The sequence below is a fragment of the Bradyrhizobium sp. TM239 genome (assembly GCF_036247985.1).
Classification (GTDB): Bacteria; Pseudomonadota; Alphaproteobacteria; order Rhizobiales; family Xanthobacteraceae; genus Bradyrhizobium; species Bradyrhizobium ottawaense.
In genome coordinates this window covers 69,121-86,943 of the sequence record NZ_BTIR01000020.1, presented here as the reverse complement: position 1 = coordinate 86,943, position 17,823 = coordinate 69,121, and the positions used below count along the sequence as shown (strand labels likewise).

Genomic DNA, 17,823 nt, shown 5'->3' with positions numbered 1-17,823 from the left:
CGATGCCGGTCACCCCACACAAGGCTCCGCGCCCCTATCGCGGCGTGTTCCCGGTCGCGCCCACCATCTTCGATGAGCGCGGCGAGCTCGACCTCGAGGGCCAGCGCCGCTGCATCGATTTCATGATCGACGCCGGCTCGAACGGCCTCTGCATCCTCGCCAATTTCTCCGAGCAGTTCGTGCTCACCGATGCCGAGCGGGAAACCGTGATGCATGCGGTGCTGGAGCATGTCGCGGGCCGGGTTCCCGTGATCGTCACCACCACGCATTTCAGCTCGGCCGTCTGCGCCGCGCGCAGCCAGCAGGCCGAAGCCGCGGGCGCCGCCATGGTGATGGTGATGCCGCCCTATCATGGCGCGACCTTCCGGGTCCCTGAGAAAGGCATCGTCGAATTCTTCAAGGTGCTGTCGGGCGCCATCACCATTCCGATCATGATCCAGGACGCGCCGGTCGCGGGCACGCCGCTGTCGGTCGAGCTGCTGGCGCGGCTGGCGCGCGACTTCGCCAACATCCGCTATTTCAAGATTGAGGTGCCCGGCGCGGCCTCAAAGCTCCGCAGCCTGATCGAGGCGGGCGGCAAGGACATCGAGGGCCCCTGGGACGGCGAGGAGGCGATCACGCTGCTCGCCGATCTCGATGCCGGCGCTACCGGCGCGATGACCGGCGGCGGCTATCCCGACGGCATCCGCCAGATCGTCGATCCCTATTTCGCCGGCAAGCGCGAGGAAGCGAAGGCCGCCTATGAGCGCTGGCTGCCGCTGATCAACTACGAGAACCGCCAATGCGGCCTGATCGCCTGCAAGGCGATGATGCAGGCCGGCGGCGTGATCAAGTCGGACGCGGTGCGCCATCCCTTGCAGCCGCTGCATCCGGCCACGCGCGCGGGCTTGCTGGAACTCGCCAAGGAGCGCGACGCGCTGGCGCTGCGGTGGGGGAAGTAAGCCCCACTGTCGTCCCGGACAAGCGCGCCCTAAGCGCGCGCCGATCCGGGACCCATAGCCACAGGGAGAAGTGTGGCGAAGACTTGGAGTCGGCAGCTCGTTTCATAACCTCTCCCTGGGGTTATGGGTCCCGGCCCCCCGTGCGCAATTGCGCACTAGGCCGGGACGACACGGAGGGTGAGGTGCGCGCTCGCCTCATCTCATCGGCCCATTTCGCCTGGAGGCGTCGAATTAGCGCGGTTCGGGCCGTTTCCCGCAGCCCTGCGATGAAGTAGGGTACGTTCGCCAACCAGGCCCCGCGGAGCATCTCGAGACATCGTGTAACACCTCTTCATAATGCCGTTATCCCGAGCCAGGTTGCGCGAACCGACAGAACAGGGAGGCAGTGCCATGACGATGAGGCCGGATCCCACATTTCACGCATCGCCCAGGCTTGCGATGGAAGCACCTGCGGAGAACTTCGCCTACACGTTGCTGCTCAGTCCGGATTTCTCGAAGCCGGATGCTCTCGCGGTCATCGACGTCAAGCCGGGATCGCCGACCTACAGCCAGATCGTCCACACCGTGACGATGCCCAACAAGGGCGATGAGTTTCACCACTTCGGCTGGAATGCCTGCTCTTCCGCTCTGTCGCCGCTCGCCGGCCATGCCTTCATCGAGCGGCGCTATCTCATCATCCCCGGAATCCGTTCGTCGCGGATCTACATCATCGATACCAAGCCAGATCCGACCAAAGCCAAGATCCACAAGATCATCGAGCCCGAGGAAATCTTCAAGAAGACCGGCTATTCGCGGCCGCACACCATCCATTGCGGGCCGGACGGTATTTACGTGAGCACGCTGGGTGGCGGCGGCAAGGACGGCACCAACGGGCCGCCAGGCGTCTTCATCATGGATTGCGAGACGTTCGAGGTCCTTGGACGATGGGAGATCGACCGCGGTCCGCAGACGCTGCATTATGACTTCTGGTGGAATCTGCCGCGCGATTACATGGTGACGAGCGAATGGGCCTTGCCGCCGCAGTTCGAGAACGGGATCGTCCCGGAGGATCTGCTGGCGAATAAATATGGCCATCGTCTCCACTTCTGGGATCTTCGCGCCCGGCGCAACGTGCAGACCATCGACCTTGGCGCCAATCATCAGATGGCGCTGGAGGTGCGGCCTGCGCACGATCCGGTTCGCGAATACGGCTTCGTGGGCGTCGTGGTCGACACCACCAATCTCGAAGCATCGATCTGGACCTGGTGGCGCGAAGGCGGGAAATTCCATGCCGAGAAGACGGCAACGATCCCGCCCGAGCCCGCGCCAAAGGAGAAGCTCCCGCCGCTGCTGCAGGGATTTGGCGCCGTGCCGCCGCTGGTGACCGACATCGACCTGTCGATGGATGACCGGTTTCTCTATGTGTCGTGCTGGGGCACCGGTGAAATGCGCCAGTACGACGTCACCGATCCCAGAAAGCCGAAGCTTGCGGGCTCCGTCCACATCGGCGGCATCGCACGCCGTACAGCGCATCCGAATGGCAAGTCCTTTGCGGCCGGCCCGCAAATGGTTGAGATCAGCCGCGACGGCCGGCGCGTGTACTGGACCAATTCGCTCTATTCCACCTGGGACGACCAGTTCTATCCCGATGGCGTTCCGGGCGTGGAGGTCATGGCCAATGTCGGTCGCAACGGCGGCCTCGAGCTCGACAAGGACTATTTCGTGAGCTTCCCGGACGGCTATCGTGCGCACCAGATCAGGCTGGAGGGCGGCGATTGTTCGACGGACTCCTTTTGCTACCCGTCGGTCTAGATGGTGGGCACGCGAGCCCGGCGCTTGGCTGGCTGTGGCTCGCTCTTGTTGCGAGCGGCCTCTATCACGGAGTCAATCCGGGGATGGGATGGCCGCTCGCCGTTTCGGCCGGACTCATGGACAAGAGCCCGCGCGCGCTCTTTCGTGCGTTGTGGGCCCTGTCGGCCGGGCATCTCCTGGCAACATTTCTCGTGCTGCTGCCATTCGCGTTCCTGCTCGTGCTGGCCGAGTGGCAGCGTTCGATCCAGACAGGCGCGAGCCTTCTCGTCATCGGCTTCGGCGTTTATCGGCTGATCGCGCGGCGTCATCCGCGCACGCTGGCACGAATTCCGCCGACGCAATTGGCGCTCTGGTCATTTGCCGTCGCCATTGCTCACGGCGCCGCCTTGATGCTCGTGCCGATCTATCTCGGGCTCTGCCAGGCCTTCGAATTCGATGCCGGTCATGAGGCGGCGGGCGCGCTGATGAAGACAAGTCTGGGGATGGCGGTGCTGGTGTCCCTGGTGCACGTTGCCGCCATGGTCGGCGCCGGCGGATGCTTGGCGTGGCTGGTCTACCGCCATCTTGGATTGAGGTTCGTCTCGCGAAGCTGGTTCAATCTGGATGCAGTCTGGGCGGCCAGCCTCGTTCTGGTTGGCGCGGTGGCGCTCGCCTTGAATCTCGCGAGCTGGCGCTGAGGTCTACTGTGCCAGAGGCCACTCGTCGACGATGTGGAATCTTGCCGACGCGTCGTCCTGCCGAAACAGCGCGATGCGGTCGATCGTCAGCGTCTCGAGACCGAGCGTCGCAAACCGCGGCCTCAGCATCTCCAGGATCGGTCCGCGGCGCTCGGCATCCAGCCGCCCCGTCAGCGTCATGTGGAAGCGGAATTCTTCCATCACGTAAGGGTAGCCCCAGCGGTCGAGATAGTCGCGCTGCCGCTCGCTGAGTTTCTCGGGTCTGCGTCGCGCGCGATCGTCCGCCGACAGCGCGGCGCGGAAGGAATCGAAGTCGCGGACGCAATCGGCGGCGAGCCGCTGGAGCGCATCGACCGGCTCGGCTGGAATGACGGCGATGAAGCCGCTGATGGAATCCACGATCGGCCGGATCACGGGACGCGGCCGTGCCTTGCCGGCGAATGCGGCGCAGGCGGCCATCAGTTCCGCTTCGGTCCTGTCTGATGCGAGCGCCATCGGCGCCTTCAGCGTGGCGTGAAAGCCGTATTTGCGTGGATCGGCGCTGACGTCGCGCCAGTCCGGCGCGACATGCAGCGCATCATGCGGGAACGGCAATTCGTTGCCGGTGTAGGCATCGTAGCCGAGCAACTCGGCGCCGAAGCGGGACAGCGCGCTGTCACTGCCGGAGGCAAAATAGATCGCGTAGCGGGGAAAACCTGTCATCGCCTCAGCATAACCAATTTAGGCCGCGACGACAGCCTCGCGCGGCGTCGCCACAGCAGTGAGCAGCCGCGCCGCATCGGTGAGATGGACCAGCTTTCCGCCTGCGATCACCGCGATCAGCCGTGGCCGCAGCTTCACGCTGTCGTCGACCAGCAGAATGTCGGCGCGGCAACCTTCCGCGAGCACGCCGCGATCGGCAAGGCCGGTGGCACGCGCCGGGCCGGCGGAGACCAGATTCCAGGCTTCCGTCAGCGGCAGCACGCCGTCGGCGGCGAGGCGGAACGCGGCGAGCAGCTGCGCGGGATAATAATAGTCCGACGCCAGCACTGAGCAGAGCCCCTTGGCGATCATGTCGGCGGCCTTGGTCCAGCCGGTGTGGCTGCCGCCGCGCACGACGTTCGGCGCGCCGTAGACGATGGCATCGCCATGGCTTGCCGCCGCCTGCGCCGTCTCCTCGTTGACCGGAAACTCCGCGATATCAGCGCCGAGCTCTCGAAACTCCCGGCGCATCGCCGGCGTTGCGTCATCGTGCGAGAGCATCCGCACCTCGGCCGAGCGTGCTACGGCGGCCAGCCGCGCAACCGAAGCCGGCACCTCGTCGGCGCGCGAGACCACGCGTTCGACCAGCCGGTCGAATTCCTCCGCTGACAGCCCGGTGCGCTCCACCATGCGGTTGCGCTTGCGCGGCTTGGCCATGTCGGCGACGGTGCCGTCCATGTGGTCGTTGAAGGCGAACAGATCGACGCGGCCTTCGTCGAGCCACAGGCTGATCTCGGCCTCGGCGTCGAGATTGTAGGTCTCGTGCCGCAGGTGGAAGCGGGTGTCGGCGGCGAATTGCGGACGCTGCCGCTCGATGGCCTCCATCAGGCCGCGCGCATTGTCGGCGCTGCGCAGGCCCGGCTCCCACGAGCAGGTGGTGGCGTGAAACACGGTGGTGATGCCGTTGCTGATCGCCTGGCGATCGCTGTCGGCGAGCGCGACGTCGATCGGGAAGTCGACACCGGCGCGCGGCATCATCTGCCGCTCGAAGGCATCGCCGTGCAGGTCGACGATGCCGGGCAGCACCAGCAGGTTGCGCGAATCGATTGTCAGCCGCGCCCGGCCGCGAGAAGCATCGACCTCTGCAATGTCCGTTCCGGAGACGCTGAGTGAGGTCTCGACGAGCTCGGTGCCGATCAGGGCCCGGCCGCCTTCAAGGAAAATGTCTGTCACGCGACCGCGCTTCGTTTGCTGGTTGAGGAGCTTGCCCGTGCTTCGTATGCCGCAAGAAAATCTTCAATCCCGAGCTTGCGGAAATCGGGCAGGGCTTCACGCAACTTGTCGTGATCCCAGTCCCACCAGGCGAGCCGCGCAAGCCGTCCGGCGATCTCCTCGGAGAAACGCCGCCGCACGATGCGGGCCGGATTGCCGGCGACGATGGTGTAGGCGGGCACGTCCTTGGTGACGATGGCGCCGGCCGCGATCACCGCGCCGGTGCCGATGTTGCAGCCCGGCAGCACGATCGCGCCGTGGCCGATCCAGACGTCGTGGCCGATATGGACGTGATGCTGGCGCCGCCACTCGAAGAACTCGGCGTCGTCATTCTCGCCTTCGAAGTAGGCGCTCGAGCGATAGGTGAAATGCGCCTGGGTCGCGCGGTGCATCGGATGATTGCCGGGATTGATGCGCGTCATGGCCGCGATCGAGCAGAACTTTCCGATGGTGGTGTAGGTGATCTGGGCATCGTTCACGACATAGGAGTAATCGCCCATCGCCACTTCATGCAGGATGGTGCGCGCGCCGACCTCGGTATAGGCGCCGAGCCTGGTCTCATGCAGCTTGGCCGAGGGATCGATGGTCGGCTGGACCGAAAGAGTTTTGGCGGCCATGTTGCGTCCGGAAGTGCGAGGGCGGGCGTTCCTCTTCGAGCGGCTTGATGACAACGTCGTGACGCAGTGATGACAGGGGATGAGGTGTGTAGCATCGCCGCACTGCAACGCCCGTGTCACACAAGTGTCAAGCACGGGCGTTAGCGGTTGGCTCCAGCTAATCTGGAGTCCTGCATGCTGGTGGTGGAAGGTCTGACGTGTCGCTTCGGCGCGAAAGCCGCGGTGGACGACGCTTCGTTTCAAGTCTCCCCCGGCGGCTTCGTCGGTGTGATCGGACGGTCCGGCGCCGGCAAGTCGACGCTGCTGCGAACCATCAATCGTCTCGTGACGCCGACGCAGGGCCGCATCCTGTTCGATGGCATCGACGTCACCGCGCTGCGCGGCAAGGAGCTGCGGCAGTGGCGGGCGCGCTCAGCCATGATCTTCCAGCAGTTCAACCTGGTCGGCCGGCTCGATGTCCTCACCAACGTCCTGATGGGACGGCTTGCGACGATGCCGGCCTGGCGCTCGCTGTCGCAAGTGTGGCCCGAGCAGGACAAGGCGCTGGCGATGTCGGCGCTCGAACAGTTCGACATTGCATCGCTCGCCGCCCAGCGCGCCGACCAGCTTTCCGGCGGCCAGCAGCAGCGCGTCGCGATCGCGCGTGCGCTGGTGCAGCAGCCCGACATCATCCTCGCCGACGAGCCGATCGCCTCGCTCGATCCGCGCAACACCAAGATCGTGATGGATGCGCTGCTGCGCATCAACAAGCACTTCGGCATCACCGTGATCTGCAATCTGCATTCGCTCGATCTGGCGCGCAGCTATTGCGACCGCCTGATCGGCATGGCGCAGGGCCGGGTGGTGTTCGACGGCGTGCCGGCCGCACTGACCGACCACGTCGCGCGCGAGCTTTACGATCTCGAAGCCGCAGACGTCATGGGCACCAAGCCTGTCCCGGCGCCCGCGGGCGTCCCGGCACTTGGAACGGCGGCCGCCGCCTGAGCCGCGCCTGTTTGAGTTGCAAGTTTTTGCGTCAACCGACCCCAACCGATGAAGAGGGTATCATGATCACTCGTAGACTCGTTCTTGCCGGCGCCGCGGCGCTCGCCTTCGCCTCGTCGGCTTTCGCCGAAGACTGGAAAGCCAAATATCCCGAGCTGACCTTCGCGGTCATTCCGGCCGAAAACGCCTCGGGCGTCACCGAGCGCTGGGCGCCGTTCATGAACTATCTGTCCAAGGAATTGGGCGTGAAGGTCACGCTGCGCATCGCCAACGACTACGCCGCCGTCATCGAGGGCCAGCGCGCGGGCAACATCCACATCGCGAGCTACGGCTCGGCCTCGTTCGCCCGCGCCCGCCTGACCGGCGTCAAGACCGATGCCTTTGCCAACGACATCAACGCCGACGGCTCGACCGGCTATTACTCGGTGTTCTTCGTCAAGGCGAGCAGCCCCTACAAGAGCGTCGATCAGCTCAAGGGCAAAAACCTCGGCCTCGTCGACCCGAATTCGACCTCCGGCAACAACGTGCCGCGCTTCGAGCTGGACAAGATGGGCATCGCGGATGCCGACACCTATTTCAGCAAGGTCGTGTTCACCGGCAGCCATGAGAACGCGATGCTGGCGCTGGCGCAGGGCACGGTCGACGTCGCCGCCAACCAGTGGACCAGCGACGACGATTCGACGCTGGCGCAGATGCTGACCAAGGGCATGCTGAAGAATGCCGACGGCTCGGCGATGAAGAAGGACGACTTCCGCATCATCCACAAGTCGGCGCCGATCATCAACGGCCCCTACGCCTACAATTCCGACCTGCCCGAAGAGGCGAAGGCGGCGATCGCGAAGGCGTTCTTCGACGCGCCGGCCAAGGACAAGGCGGCCTTCGATCGCCTCCAGGACGGCCAGAAGAAGGGTTTTCATCCCGCCACCACCAAGGACTGGGATGGCACGATCGAGCTGATCAAGTTCGTCGATGCGCTGCGCAAGAAGAAGGCGTCCTGATTCTCTGGGACGACGCACTGGAGCCGGGTCGATGGACCCGGCTCTTTCTCTTTTGACGGGTCCTCTTTGACCAATGACCATCGCGGTTTCGATCCTCCCCGAGCAGCAATTGGCTGCGCTGAACGCCGCCTATGGCCAGGCGGTCGCGCGCAGGCGGCTCCGTCTCCTGCTTGGAGTTGTGGTGTTCGCCGCCGCGCTGCTTCTCGCCGCGGTCGGCGCGGAAGTGAATCTGCGCACGCTCTTCACCTATTTCGGCAATTTCATCAGCTATTTCGACCGCATCCTCACGCTCGACAACGGCCAGCGCGTCTGGACCGATGTCGGCGAGTGGCTCTGGGGCTGGCGCAAATGGCTGAGGATGCTGGGCGAGACGCTGCTGATCTCCTATGTCGGCACGTTGATCGGCGCGACCTTCGCATTTTGCCTGAACTTCTTCGCGGCTGAGAACACCTCGCCCGCACCCTGGCTGCGCTTCACGGTACGGCGCCTGCTCGAATTTGCCCGCACCGTTCCCGGCATCGTGTTCGCGCTGATCTTCGTGATCGCCTTCGGGCTCGGACCGATGGCGGGTGTGCTGGCGATCGCGATCCATTCCACCGGCGCGCTCGGAAAGCTGTTCTCGGAGATCGTCGAGAACGCCGACATGAAGCCGGTCGAGGGCATTCGCTCGACCGGCGCGAGCTGGCTGGCCTGCATGCGTTTTGCCGTCGTGCCGCAGGTGACCGCGGGCTATGCCAGCTATGCCCTGCTGCGCTTCGAGATCAACGTCCGCGAGGCCTCGGTGATGGGCTTCGTCGGGGCCGGCGGCATCGGCCAGGAGCTCGTCGTCGCGATCCGAAAATTCTACTACTCCGACGTCAGCGCGATCCTGCTCACGATCATCGTCACCGTCTTCATCATCGACATCGGCACCGGTTGGCTGCGCGGCCGCCTGTTCGGCAAGGAGGCGCGGACGTGACGAGGCAGCCAGCGGTCGACACGCGAGCGCTTCGCGCGCGCTACCCCGATGTGTTCGACCGGCCGGCCTCGGCGCGGCTTGCCACACCGGCGATGATCGTCGCGGCGTTCGCGATCCTGGTCTACGGCCTGGTCGATCTCGATTTCTCGCCGTCGCGGTTCTTCGCAGGTCTCAGCCAGCTCGGCTGGATCAGCCTGATGATGATCCCGCCCGATCCCGGCTCGTCGCTGCCAGTCTACCTGAAGGCACTCGGCGAGACGCTGTCGATTGCACTGCTTGGCACCACGCTCGCCGCCGTCTTCGCACTCCCCGTCAGCCTGCTGGCCGCGCGCAACGTGGTGCCGTCGAAGCTCCTGCGCTTTCCCGTGCGACGATTCCTGGATTCGATCCGCGGCGTCGACACGCTGATCTGGGCGCTGGTGTGGATCAACGTCGTCGGGCTCGGCCCGTTCGCGGGCGTGCTCGCCATTGCGGTGTCGGATTTCGGCGCGTTCGGAAAGCTGTTCTCGGAAGCGATCGAGGGCGCCGACCAGAAGCAGGTCGAGGGCATCCGCGCCTCCGGCGGCAGCGCGCTGCACGAGATCCGTTTTGGTCTGTTGCCGCAGGTCCTGCCCGTGATCGCGGGCCAGGTGCTCTATTTCATCGAATCCAACACGCGCTCGGCCACCATCATCGGCATCGTCGGCGCCGGCGGCATCGGCCTCCAGCTCGCCGAGCAGATCCGCGTGCTGGAATGGCAGAGGGTGTCGTTCCTGATCCTGATGATCCTGGTCGCGGTCGCCGCGATCGATTTCGTCTCGGGCAAGCTGCGCTTTGCGATTATCGGGCGCAGGGCGGTCGCCTGATCAAAGGTGCCGTAGGGTGGGTTAGCCGAAGGCGTAACCCACCACTGTTTATCTCCGCGGAGACAGAAGAGGTGGGTTACGCCTCCGGACTGCGCTTCGCGCAGCCCAAGGCTAACCCACCCTACTGCTCCACCAGAAACTCAACCCGCTCCGCCGCGAAGCGCGAATGCTTGGTCATCAGCGGCTTGCCGTCGAGATCGTGGTCGGTCGCATCGACCACCAGGATCGGTCGTCCCAGCGCCAGATCGAGCCGGGCGGCGTCGGTTGCGTCGACGATGCCGGCGGTGATTCGGGTCGCGCCGCGGCGATAGTCGCGGACGCCGTAATGTTCCAGCAGCTTCGTCATCGAGCGTGTCGCCGCGAACACGGCGCCGGCACCTGGAAATAATTCCGCCGACAGCCAGGTGGTGGAGACGCAGATCGGCGTGCGGTCGGCAAGACGGATCGCCTCGATCCGCACCAGCGGCGCGCCGGCCTTCAAGCCGAGCTCGCGCGCCAGCTCGCGGGTCGCGACATCGTCCGTGGCCTCGATCAACTGACCGCGCGGCTCGCGGCCGCCGGCCCCGACGATCTCGGAGAAGCGGGTGCGCGAGCGCAAGGGATAGGCGAGCTTCTGAGCCTCGACATAGGTTCCGCTGCCGCGCTCGGCGCGCACCAGGCCGCGTTCGGCAAGGGCCGCCAGCGCGCGCCGCACGGTGTGGCGGTTCACCCGATAAGTCTCGGCGATCTCCATCTCGCCCGGCAATTTGTCGCCGGCGGCAAAGCGGCCATCGGCGATGCCGCGCTCGATGCCGTCGGCAACGAGGCGCCATAGCGCGACGCCGGACGACGCAGTGTCTTGCATGCTCATATCGCCGGTCAGCCTAGCCCAGAAATCGCGCCTTTGTCACGAAACAGTCATGGCGCTTCCGTATGAAGTTGTCTATTATCATAGACAACTTCGATGCGGCAAGTTCGTCGGAAAGTTCGGTAGATCAAGTGACCCAGCACAACAACCAGCAAGCCCAGCGCCAGGCCGCCATGGCCGTGCTGGCGCACGCGGAGGCGGGCGAGATCGCCGCCCGCCTCCGCGACTTGGCTCTTCCGGACCATCAGGACCTGCGGGCGCCGGAAAACGGCCTCGTCATGCTGCGTGGCCGGGTCGGCGGCGACGGCGCGCCCTTCAATCTCGGCGAAGCGACCGTGTCGCGCGCCGCGGTCCGGCTGGCCAGCGGCGAGGTCGGGTTCGGCTACACGCTCGGGCGCGACGGCGAGAAGGCGCGGCTGATCGCGCTGTGCGACGCGCTGGCGCAGTCGCGCGATTTCGGCGCGTCGGTCGAGCGGGACGTAATCGCGCCGTTGCGCGAGCAGCTTATGATTCGCCGCAAGCAGGCGGCGGCCGAGACCGCTGCGACGAAGGTTGATTTCTACACCATGGTGCGCGGTGAGGGGTGAGATCATGACCACGATTGCGGAACTGCCACCGGGTTTCGCCGACAAGGTGCTGTCGGCGCAATCGACCTTTCGCTCGGTGATGGACGCGATGGCGCGGCCCGGCTCGGTCCAGCGCATCGTCCCGATGGCTGGAAAGCCGGATACGATGATGCGCGGCACCGCCGCGATCGCGCTGACGCTGTTCGACCACGACACGCCGCTCTGGCTCGACGCGCGGATGGCGGAGAGCTCGGACGTGGTGAAATGGCTGAAGTTTCACACCGGCGCGCCGGTGGTGCAGGATTCCTCGATCGCGAGCTTTGCGCTGATCAGTGACGGCGGTGCGCTGCCGCCGCTCGAACGCTTCGCGCTCGGGACCAGCGAATATCCGGATCGATCCACCACATTGATCCTCCAGGTCGACAGCCTCGACGCAGGCCGCAGCTTCGAGCTGCGCGGTCCCGGCATCGACGGCGCCGCGATGCTCCAGGCGTCGGTCAAGCCGTTCGATCTGTTCGAGCGCCTGCGGGTCAACGAGGCGCTGTTTCCGCGCGGCATCGATGTGGTGCTGGTCGCCGACGACGCCGTGGTCGCGATCCCCCGCACCACGCGAATCGTGAGCAAGGGAAGCTAGAAGCATGTATGTCGCAGTGAAGGGCGGCGAGCGCGCCATCGAGAACGCCCATCGCCTGCTCGCAGATAAGCGGCGCGGCGACCAAGGCGTTCCGGAGCTCACGCTCGACCAGATCTCGGAACAGCTTGGGCTCGCCGTCGACCGCGTCATGAGCGAAGGCTCGCTCTATGACCGCGAGCTCGCGGCGCTCGCGATCAAGCAGGCGCGCGGCGACCTGATCGAGGCGATCTTCCTGGTCCGCGCCTTCCGCGCCACGATGCCGCGCTTCGGCGCCAGCGAGCCGGTCGACACCGGCGCCATGCGCGTGCAGCGGCGGGTGTCCTCGACCTTCAAGGACATTCCAGGCGGACAGATCCTCGGGCCGACCTTCGATTACACCCATCGCCTGCTCGATCCCGCGCTCGCGCAAGGCTTTGTGCCGGAGGCGCCGGCAATGGCGGAAGCGTCGACGGCGCCGACGCCGCGCGTGACCGACATTCTCGGCCGCGACGGGCTGATCGAATCCTCGCCGCAGGCCGAGGACGGCGCCAGCGTCGGCGATCTCACCCGCGAGCCGCTGAATTTCCCGGCGGATCGCGATCTGCGCCTGCAAAACCTCGCGCGCGGCGACGAAGGATTCCTGCTGGCGATGGGCTATTCCACCCAGCGCGGCTATGGCCGCAACCATCCCTTCGCCGGCGAGATTCGCTTCGGCGAGGTCGAGGTGGAATTCTTGGCGGAAGACGTCGGCTTCGCCGTGCCGCTCGGGTCGATCGAGCTCACCGAGTGCCAGATGGTCAACCAGTTCAAGGGCTCCGCGACGGAGGCGCCGTGCTTCACCCGCGGCTATGGCCTCGCCTTCGGCCAGAGCGAGCGCAAGACCATGTCGATGGCGCTGGTGGATCGCGCGCTGCGCGCCCGCGAGCTGGGCGAGGAGGCACTGGCCCCGGCGCAAGATGAAGAATTCGTGATGTCGCATTCGGACAACGTCCAGGCCACCGGCTTCGTCGAGCATCTGAAGCTGCCGCATTATGTCGACTTCCAGTCCGAGCTCGGCCTGCTCCGCAAGCTGCGCCAGGAATTTTCCGATGCCCAGGCGCCTGACGCCATGAAGGAGGCCGCGGAATGAACGCGCCCGCCTACAATTTCGCCTATCTCGACGAGCAGACCAAGCGGATGATCCGCCGCGCCATCCTGAAGGCGATCGCGATTCCCGGTTATCAGGTGCCGTTCGCCAGCCGCGAGATGCCGATGCCCTATGGCTGGGGCACCGGCGGCGTGCAGGTCACCGCTGCGATCCTCGGTCCCCAGGACGTGCTGAAGGTGATCGACCAGGGCTCCGACGACACCACCAACGCGATCTCGATCCGAAAATTCTTCGCCAAGACCGCGGGCGTCGCCACGACCACGGCGACGGATGAGGCAACCGTGATCCAGACCCGCCACCGCATCCCCGAGACGACACTGAACGAGAACCAGGTGCTGGTCTATCAGGTGCCGATCCCCGAGCCGTTGCGTTTCCTCGAGCCGCGCGAGACCGAGACGCGGCGCATGCATGCACTCGCCGAATACGGCCTGATGCATGTGAAGCTCTATGAGGACATCGCCCGCTTCGGCCACATTGCCACCGCCTACGCCTATCCGGTCAAGGTCAACGCGCGCTACGTGATGGATCCGTCGCCGACGCCGAAATTCGACAATCCCAAGATGGACAATTGCCCGGCGCTGCAATTGTTCGGCGCCGGCCGCGAGAAGCGCATCTATGCGATCCCGCCCTATACGCAGGTGGTGTCGCTCGATTTCGAGGATCATCCGTTCGAGCCCTACCGCTTCAACGCGCCCTGCGCGCTGTGCGCCGCTGAAAATTCCTATCTCGACGAGATCGTCACCGACGACAAGGGCGGACGGATGTTCGTGTGCTCGGACACCGACTATTGCGAGGGCCGCCAGGCCGCCGGCCATCACGGCAGCCTCAGCGCCGCGCCGTACAAGGAGAAGGCGCAGGGGGAATCAAATGGCTGATCAAGACATGCGCGAGACCGATGAGCCGCTGCTGGTCGCAAAATCCCTCAGCAAATCCTTCGGCCGCATCGCCGCGTGCTGCGACGTGTCGTTCTCGCTCTATCCCGGCGAAGTGCTGGCGATCGTCGGCGAATCAGGTTCGGGCAAGTCGACGCTGCTGCAGCTCCTGTCGGGCCAGCTCGCGGCCAGCGGCGGCCATGTGTCCTATCGGATGCGCGACGGTGTCGCTCGCGATCTCGCCTCGCTTGGCGAAGCCGAGCGGCGCTTCCTGTACCGGACCGACTGGGGCTTCGTGCATCAGGATCCCGCCCAGGGTTTGCGCATGGCGGTCTCGGCCGGCGCCAATGTCGGCGAGCGGCTGATGGCGGTGGGTTGGAATCACTATGGCCGCATCCGCCAGACTGCGTCCGACTGGCTGACCCGCGTCGAGATCGACACCGCGCGCATCGACGATGCGCCGCGCACCTATTCCGGCGGCATGCGCCAGCGTCTCCAGATCGCGCGCAACCTCGTCACCGAGCCGCGGCTGGTGTTCATGGATGAGCCGACCGGCGGCCTCGACGTGTCGGTGCAGGCACGCCTGCTTGACCTCCTGCGTAGCCTCGTCGCCGAGCTGCAGCTCGCCGTCATCATCGTCACCCACGACCTCGCGGTCGCGCGGCTGTTGTCGCACCGCGTGATGGTGATGAGGGGCGGCCGCGTCATCGAAACCGGCCTGACCGATCAGGTCCTCGACGATCCCCGCGAGCCCTATACGCAACTCCTCGTCTCCTCGATTCTGCCGCCATGAGATTTCCCAGATGAGCCGCCCGATGACCGCCATGATCGACGTCGCCAACGCCAACAAGACCTTCACCATGCACCTGCAGGGCGGCATCGAATTGCCTGTCGTCAGCGGTGTGACCTTCCAGGTCAATCCCGGCGAGTGCGTCGTGCTCTCCGGGCCATCCGGCGCCGGCAAGTCCTCGATCCTGAAAATGATCTTCGGCAACTACCGCTGCGATAGCGGCCGTATCGGCATCCGCCATCGCGGCGCGGTGATCGATCTCGCCAGCGCCGAGCCGCGGCAGATCCTCAACGTCCGCCGCTCCACCATCGGCTATGTCAGCCAGTTCCTCCGCGCGGTGCCGCGCGTGGCCACCATCGACGTCGTCGCTGAGCCGCTGATCGTGAACGGCATGGCCCGCACTGAGGCGCAGCAGCGCGCCGGCAGCCTGCTGCACCGCCTCAACATCCCCGAGCGCCTGTGGCAGCTTCCGCCCGCGACCTTTTCCGGCGGCGAGCAGCAGCGCGTCAACATCGCGCGCGGCTTCATCTCGGACCTGCCGATCCTGCTGCTGGACGAGCCGACCGCCTCGCTCGATGCCGCCAACCGCGCCGTCGTGGTCGAGCTGGTCGCCGAGAAGAAACGCCAGGGCGTCGCCATGGTCGCCATTGTCCATGACGACGAAATCCGTCATCTGATTGCCGACCGCATCGTCGACGTCACCAGCTTCGCCGCCGCGGCCTGAGGGAAATGGATATGAACGCCAAGCCGAAGGACATTGTGATCGCCAACGCCAGGATCGTGCTGGCCGACCGGGTGATCGAGCAGGGCTGGGTCGCTCTTGCCGACGGGCGCATCGCCGAGATCGGCGAGGGCAGGGCGCCTGCGGGTGCCGAGGACGCTGGCGGCGATTTGATCATGCCGGGCCTGATCGAGCTGCACACCGATCATCTCGAAGCCCATTACGTGCCGCGCCCAAAAGTGTTCTGGAATCCGGTTGCTGCCGTGATCTCCTATGACGGCCAGCTCGCGACGTCGGGCATCACCACCGTGTTCGATTCGCTCCGGGTCTGGCGCGAGGACGGCGCCGAGGAAGTGGACGGCCGCGCCGGCGTGCTCGCCGCCGCGATCACGACCGCGCGTGACGCCAGCCTGCTGCGCGCCGACCACTTCCTGCATCTGCGCTGCGAGATCCCGATGCCGAGCGTGGTCGAGGAGGCCAGGGAGCTGATCGACCGCCCCGACGTCAAGCTGATGTCGCTGATGGATCACACGCCCGGTCAGCGCCAGTTTCGCGATGAAGGCAAGCTGCGCGACTATTACCGCGGCAAGAACGGCGGCAAGACCGATGCCGAGCTCGACGAGCTGTTCGCAAAGCGCTTCGAGTACCAGAAGCAATATGCCGCGACCAATATGCGCGAGATCGTGTCGCTGGCACATCAGTACCAGATTCCGCTCGCCAGCCACGACGACACCACCGAGGAGAACGTCGCGGACGCCGTACGCGACCGCGTCTCGGTGGCAGAATTCCCGACCACGCTGGAGGCCGCGCGCGGCTTGCACGAGGCCGGCATCGACATCCTGATGGGCGCGCCCAACGTCGTGCGCGGCGGCTCGCACTCCGGCAACATTGCCGCCGTCGATCTCGCCCGCGAGGGCCTGCTCGATATCCTGTCGTCGGACTACATTCCGTCGAGCCTCTTGATGGGCGCGCTGCAATTGCCCGAGCATGTGCCCGCCATCGGCCTTCCCGCGGCGATCCGCACCGTGACGAAGGCGCCCGCGGAAGCGGTGGGCCTCACCGACCGCGGCGAGGTCGCGATCGGCAAGCGCGCCGACCTCATTCGCGTGCATGTTGCCGGCAGTGTTCCCGTCGTCCGCAGCGTCTGGCGCGAAGGAAGCCGCGTCGCATGAACGAGATCCCGGCCATGGCGCAGGACGATGCGGGCGCGATCGGTCCCGGCCGGCTCGTGCTCGTGGTCGGTCCCAGCGGCGCCGGCAAGGACACGCTGCTGCGGCTGGCGCAGGCGGCCTGTGCTGACGATCACGGCATTGTCTTCCCGCGCCGAATCGTGACGCGCGAATCCTCCGCCGACGAAGACAATGTCGCGCTCGGCTTCGACGAATTCCGCCGCGCGTGCGAGCATGGCGACTTCGCCGTGCATTGGGACGCCCACGGGCATTCCTATGCGCTGCCGCTCGACATCAACGAGGATATCCGCGCCGGTCGCACGGTCGTCGCCAACGTCTCGCGCATGGTGATCGGCGCGCTGCGCCAGACCTACGCCAACGTCATCGTCGTCGCGATCACGGCGCCGCCGGATGTGCTGGCCGCGCGGCTGGCCGCGCGCGCGCGACAGAGCGACGGCAATATCGCCGAACGCCTCAACCGCAGCGTGGACGACAGGTCGGCGCAGGCGGACGTCACCATCCTCAATGCCGGCAGCGCCGAGTATCACGCCCGCCAGCTCGTGCGCGTGATCAGGAACGAAGGCTGGCGCGATTAGCCACTGCAGCAGGGAGAATGGAATGTCGGTGATCGAAACGATCGAACAGCTGGAGGCCATCTACGGTGCCACCAACGACGCCTCGACCGTGAAAGTCGCCGACCATGTCACGCCGCTCTACCGCATCTTCATCGAGAAGGCGCCGTTCGCCGCGCTCGCCACCATCGGGCCGGAAGGCATCGACTGCTCGCCGCGGGGCGACTTGCCCGGCTTTGTCCGGATCCATGATCCCAACACGCTGATGCTGCCGGACCGCCGCGGCAATAATCGTGTCGACTCCTTGCGCAACATCGTGCGCGATCCCAGGGTGTCGCTGATGTTCCTGATCCCCGGCTCCGGCAATGCGGTTCGCGCCAACGGCCGCGCCCATCTCTCGGTCGATCCCGAGCTGCTGGCCTCGTTCAAGGTCGAGGGCAAGGCGCCGCGCAGCGTCATGGTGATGAAGGTCGACGAGATCTACTTCCAGTGCGCCCGCGCCATCGTTCGCTCCGACCTCTGGAATCCTGACAAGCGTATCGATCCGAAGACGCTGCCGACGCCGGGCCAGATCCTCGCCGAGATGAGCGACAACCAGGTCGGCGGCGCAGAGTACGATCGCATCTGGCCGGAACGGGCTGCTGCGACGATGTGGTGAGCACCGTACGCTCAGCAAGTCCGGAATCGTAGGGTGGGCAAAGGCGCGTTTGCGCCGTGCCCACCACCTATCCAACTCTGCGATAGAAATCGTGGGCACGCTCG

At 65.8% G+C, this 17,823-nt stretch carries 20 protein-coding genes; 16 read left to right on the top strand and 4 right to left on the bottom strand.

Annotated features, from left to right (window positions below; genetic code table 11):
* Positions 1–2 precede the first annotated feature (2 nt).
* From AABA84_RS28620 to AABA84_RS28610, 3 genes are all read left to right on the top strand, one after another.
* Entirely contained in the window at positions 3–941 is a 939-nt protein-coding gene (locus AABA84_RS28620; protein ID WP_212246056.1) for a dihydrodipicolinate synthase family protein, read from the top strand.
* 390 nt (positions 942–1,331) lie between these two features.
* Positions 1,332–2,732 (top strand): selenium-binding protein SBP56-related protein, encoded by a 1,401-nt coding sequence (locus AABA84_RS28615; RefSeq protein WP_338305823.1) that lies wholly within the window; start codon positions 1,332–1,334, stop codon positions 2,730–2,732.
* Between the two features lie 83 nt (positions 2,733–2,815).
* Positions 2,816–3,409, top strand: coding sequence for a hypothetical protein (locus AABA84_RS28610; RefSeq protein ID WP_338313852.1), 594 nt, complete (start codon positions 2,816–2,818; stop codon positions 3,407–3,409).
* Between the two features lie 3 nt (positions 3,410–3,412).
* Here AABA84_RS28610 and AABA84_RS28605 read toward each other — a convergent pair whose 3' ends face one another.
* Genes AABA84_RS28605 through AABA84_RS28595 form a run of 3 tightly spaced genes read right to left on the bottom strand, consistent with a single transcriptional unit; the run spans position 3,413 to position 5,979 of the window.
* Positions 3,413–4,111, bottom strand: coding sequence for a DUF1045 domain-containing protein (locus AABA84_RS28605; protein WP_212246054.1), 699 nt, complete (start codon positions 4,109–4,111; stop codon positions 3,413–3,415).
* 18 nt (positions 4,112–4,129) lie between these two features.
* Complete coding sequence (locus tag AABA84_RS28600; protein WP_338313822.1) at positions 4,130–5,323, bottom strand: alpha-D-ribose 1-methylphosphonate 5-triphosphate diphosphatase; 1,194 nt, start codon at positions 5,321–5,323, stop codon at positions 4,130–4,132.
* Positions 5,320–5,979 carry a transferase hexapeptide repeat family protein gene (locus AABA84_RS28595; protein ID WP_338313821.1) on the bottom strand — a complete coding sequence of 220 codons (660 nt, stop codon included), beginning with the start codon at positions 5,977–5,979 and terminating at the stop codon, positions 5,320–5,322. Before AABA84_RS28595 ends, AABA84_RS28600 begins: the two co-directional genes overlap by 4 nt.
* 174 nt (positions 5,980–6,153) lie before the next feature.
* Between AABA84_RS28595 and phnC the strand changes: the two genes are divergently transcribed.
* From phnC to phnE (AABA84_RS28575), 4 genes are all read left to right on the top strand, one after another.
* Positions 6,154–6,963 (top strand): phosphonate ABC transporter ATP-binding protein, encoded by an 810-nt coding sequence (gene phnC, locus AABA84_RS28590; RefSeq protein WP_338305818.1) that lies wholly within the window; start codon positions 6,154–6,156, stop codon positions 6,961–6,963.
* Positions 6,964–7,025: 62 nt separating this feature from the next.
* Positions 7,026–7,961 (top strand): phosphonate ABC transporter substrate-binding protein, encoded by a 936-nt coding sequence (gene phnD, locus AABA84_RS28585; RefSeq protein WP_338305817.1) that lies wholly within the window; start codon positions 7,026–7,028, stop codon positions 7,959–7,961.
* A 73-nt stretch (positions 7,962–8,034) separates the two neighbouring features.
* Positions 8,035–8,919 (top strand): phosphonate ABC transporter, permease protein PhnE, encoded by an 885-nt coding sequence (gene phnE / locus AABA84_RS28580; RefSeq protein ID WP_338313820.1) that lies wholly within the window; start codon positions 8,035–8,037, stop codon positions 8,917–8,919.
* The gene (phnE, locus tag AABA84_RS28575) at positions 8,916–9,764 is read left to right on the top strand and encodes a phosphonate ABC transporter, permease protein PhnE (RefSeq protein WP_338313819.1); all 849 of its coding nucleotides are present in this window, start codon (positions 8,916–8,918) and stop codon (positions 9,762–9,764) included. The genes phnE (AABA84_RS28580) and phnE (AABA84_RS28575) overlap by 4 nt, the downstream gene beginning before the upstream one ends.
* A 121-nt stretch (positions 9,765–9,885) precedes the next feature.
* Here phnE (AABA84_RS28575) and phnF read toward each other — a convergent pair whose 3' ends face one another.
* Positions 9,886–10,614: a phosphonate metabolism transcriptional regulator PhnF gene (gene phnF, locus AABA84_RS28570; protein WP_212246041.1), complete on the bottom strand. Its 729-nt coding sequence runs from the start codon at positions 10,612–10,614 to the stop codon at positions 9,886–9,888.
* Positions 10,615–10,784: 170 nt separating this feature from the next.
* On the opposite strand from phnF, the gene phnG reads away from it, so the two are divergent.
* From phnG to AABA84_RS28525, 9 genes are read left to right on the top strand one after another with little or no spacing between them, the layout of a single operon-like run.
* A complete protein-coding gene (gene phnG, locus AABA84_RS28565; RefSeq protein WP_445083429.1) occupies positions 10,785–11,198 on the top strand; it encodes a phosphonate C-P lyase system protein PhnG in 414 nt (137 codons plus the stop codon).
* A gap of 4 nt (positions 11,199–11,202) precedes the next feature.
* A complete protein-coding gene (gene phnH / locus AABA84_RS28560; protein WP_338313818.1) occupies positions 11,203–11,811 on the top strand; it encodes a phosphonate C-P lyase system protein PhnH in 609 nt (202 codons plus the stop codon).
* A gap of 4 nt (positions 11,812–11,815) precedes the next feature.
* The gene (locus AABA84_RS28555; RefSeq protein WP_212246035.1) at positions 11,816–12,919 is read left to right on the top strand and encodes a carbon-phosphorus lyase complex subunit PhnI; all 1,104 of its coding nucleotides are present in this window, start codon (positions 11,816–11,818) and stop codon (positions 12,917–12,919) included.
* Positions 12,916–13,812 carry an alpha-D-ribose 1-methylphosphonate 5-phosphate C-P-lyase PhnJ gene (locus AABA84_RS28550; protein ID WP_212246033.1) on the top strand — a complete coding sequence of 299 codons (897 nt, stop codon included), beginning with the start codon at positions 12,916–12,918 and terminating at the stop codon, positions 13,810–13,812. Before AABA84_RS28555 ends, AABA84_RS28550 begins: the two co-directional genes overlap by 4 nt.
* A complete protein-coding gene (phnK, locus tag AABA84_RS28545) occupies positions 13,805–14,602 on the top strand; it encodes a phosphonate C-P lyase system protein PhnK (RefSeq protein ID WP_338313817.1) in 798 nt (265 codons plus the stop codon). Before AABA84_RS28550 ends, phnK begins: the two co-directional genes overlap by 8 nt.
* A gap of 22 nt (positions 14,603–14,624) precedes the next feature.
* Positions 14,625–15,323, top strand: coding sequence for a phosphonate C-P lyase system protein PhnL (phnL, locus tag AABA84_RS28540; protein WP_338313851.1), 699 nt, complete (start codon positions 14,625–14,627; stop codon positions 15,321–15,323).
* Between the two features lie 11 nt (positions 15,324–15,334).
* Positions 15,335–16,492 carry an alpha-D-ribose 1-methylphosphonate 5-triphosphate diphosphatase gene (locus AABA84_RS28535; RefSeq protein WP_338305810.1) on the top strand — a complete coding sequence of 386 codons (1,158 nt, stop codon included), beginning with the start codon at positions 15,335–15,337 and terminating at the stop codon, positions 16,490–16,492.
* Entirely contained in the window at positions 16,489–17,085 is a 597-nt protein-coding gene (phnN, locus tag AABA84_RS28530; RefSeq protein ID WP_338313816.1) for a phosphonate metabolism protein/1,5-bisphosphokinase (PRPP-forming) PhnN, read from the top strand. The genes AABA84_RS28535 and phnN overlap by 4 nt, the downstream gene beginning before the upstream one ends.
* 22 nt (positions 17,086–17,107) lie before the next feature.
* Entirely contained in the window at positions 17,108–17,719 is a 612-nt protein-coding gene (locus AABA84_RS28525; protein WP_338305807.1) for a pyridoxamine 5'-phosphate oxidase family protein, read from the top strand.
* The last annotated feature ends 104 nt before the right edge of the window (positions 17,720–17,823 follow it).

Bases quoted from the DNA above. Each gene is read 5' to 3' on its own strand.
- phnG (WP_445083429.1), top strand. From the start codon at position 10,785: ATGGCCGTGCTGGCGCACGCGGAGGCGGGCGAGATCGCCGCCCGCCTC.
- AABA84_RS28525 (WP_338305807.1), top strand. From the start codon at position 17,108: ATGTCGGTGATCGAAACGATCGAACAGCTGGAGGCCATCTACGGTGCC.
- phnF (WP_212246041.1), bottom strand. From the start codon at position 10,614: ATGAGCATGCAAGACACTGCGTCGTCCGGCGTCGCGCTATGGCGCCTC.
- AABA84_RS28615 (WP_338305823.1), top strand. From the start codon at position 1,332: ATGACGATGAGGCCGGATCCCACATTTCACGCATCGCCCAGGCTTGCG.
- phnE (WP_338313820.1), top strand. From the start codon at position 8,035: ATGACCATCGCGGTTTCGATCCTCCCCGAGCAGCAATTGGCTGCGCTG.
- AABA84_RS28595 (WP_338313821.1), bottom strand. From the start codon at position 5,979: ATGGCCGCCAAAACTCTTTCGGTCCAGCCGACCATCGATCCCTCGGCC.
- AABA84_RS28605 (WP_212246054.1), bottom strand. From the start codon at position 4,111: ATGACAGGTTTTCCCCGCTACGCGATCTATTTTGCCTCCGGCAGTGAC.
- phnN (WP_338313816.1), top strand. From the start codon at position 16,489: ATGAACGAGATCCCGGCCATGGCGCAGGACGATGCGGGCGCGATCGGT.
- phnC (WP_338305818.1), top strand. From the start codon at position 6,154: ATGCTGGTGGTGGAAGGTCTGACGTGTCGCTTCGGCGCGAAAGCCGCG.
- AABA84_RS28550 (WP_212246033.1), top strand. From the start codon at position 12,916: ATGAACGCGCCCGCCTACAATTTCGCCTATCTCGACGAGCAGACCAAG.
- AABA84_RS28620 (WP_212246056.1), top strand. From the start codon at position 3: ATGCCGGTCACCCCACACAAGGCTCCGCGCCCCTATCGCGGCGTGTTC.
- phnH (WP_338313818.1), top strand. From the start codon at position 11,203: ATGACCACGATTGCGGAACTGCCACCGGGTTTCGCCGACAAGGTGCTG.
- phnL (WP_338313851.1), top strand. From the start codon at position 14,625: ATGACCGCCATGATCGACGTCGCCAACGCCAACAAGACCTTCACCATG.
- phnK (WP_338313817.1), top strand. From the start codon at position 13,805: ATGGCTGATCAAGACATGCGCGAGACCGATGAGCCGCTGCTGGTCGCA.
- AABA84_RS28555 (WP_212246035.1), top strand. From the start codon at position 11,816: ATGTATGTCGCAGTGAAGGGCGGCGAGCGCGCCATCGAGAACGCCCAT.
- AABA84_RS28535 (WP_338305810.1), top strand. From the start codon at position 15,335: ATGAACGCCAAGCCGAAGGACATTGTGATCGCCAACGCCAGGATCGTG.
- phnD (WP_338305817.1), top strand. From the start codon at position 7,026: ATGATCACTCGTAGACTCGTTCTTGCCGGCGCCGCGGCGCTCGCCTTC.
- AABA84_RS28610 (WP_338313852.1), top strand. From the start codon at position 2,816: ATGGGATGGCCGCTCGCCGTTTCGGCCGGACTCATGGACAAGAGCCCG.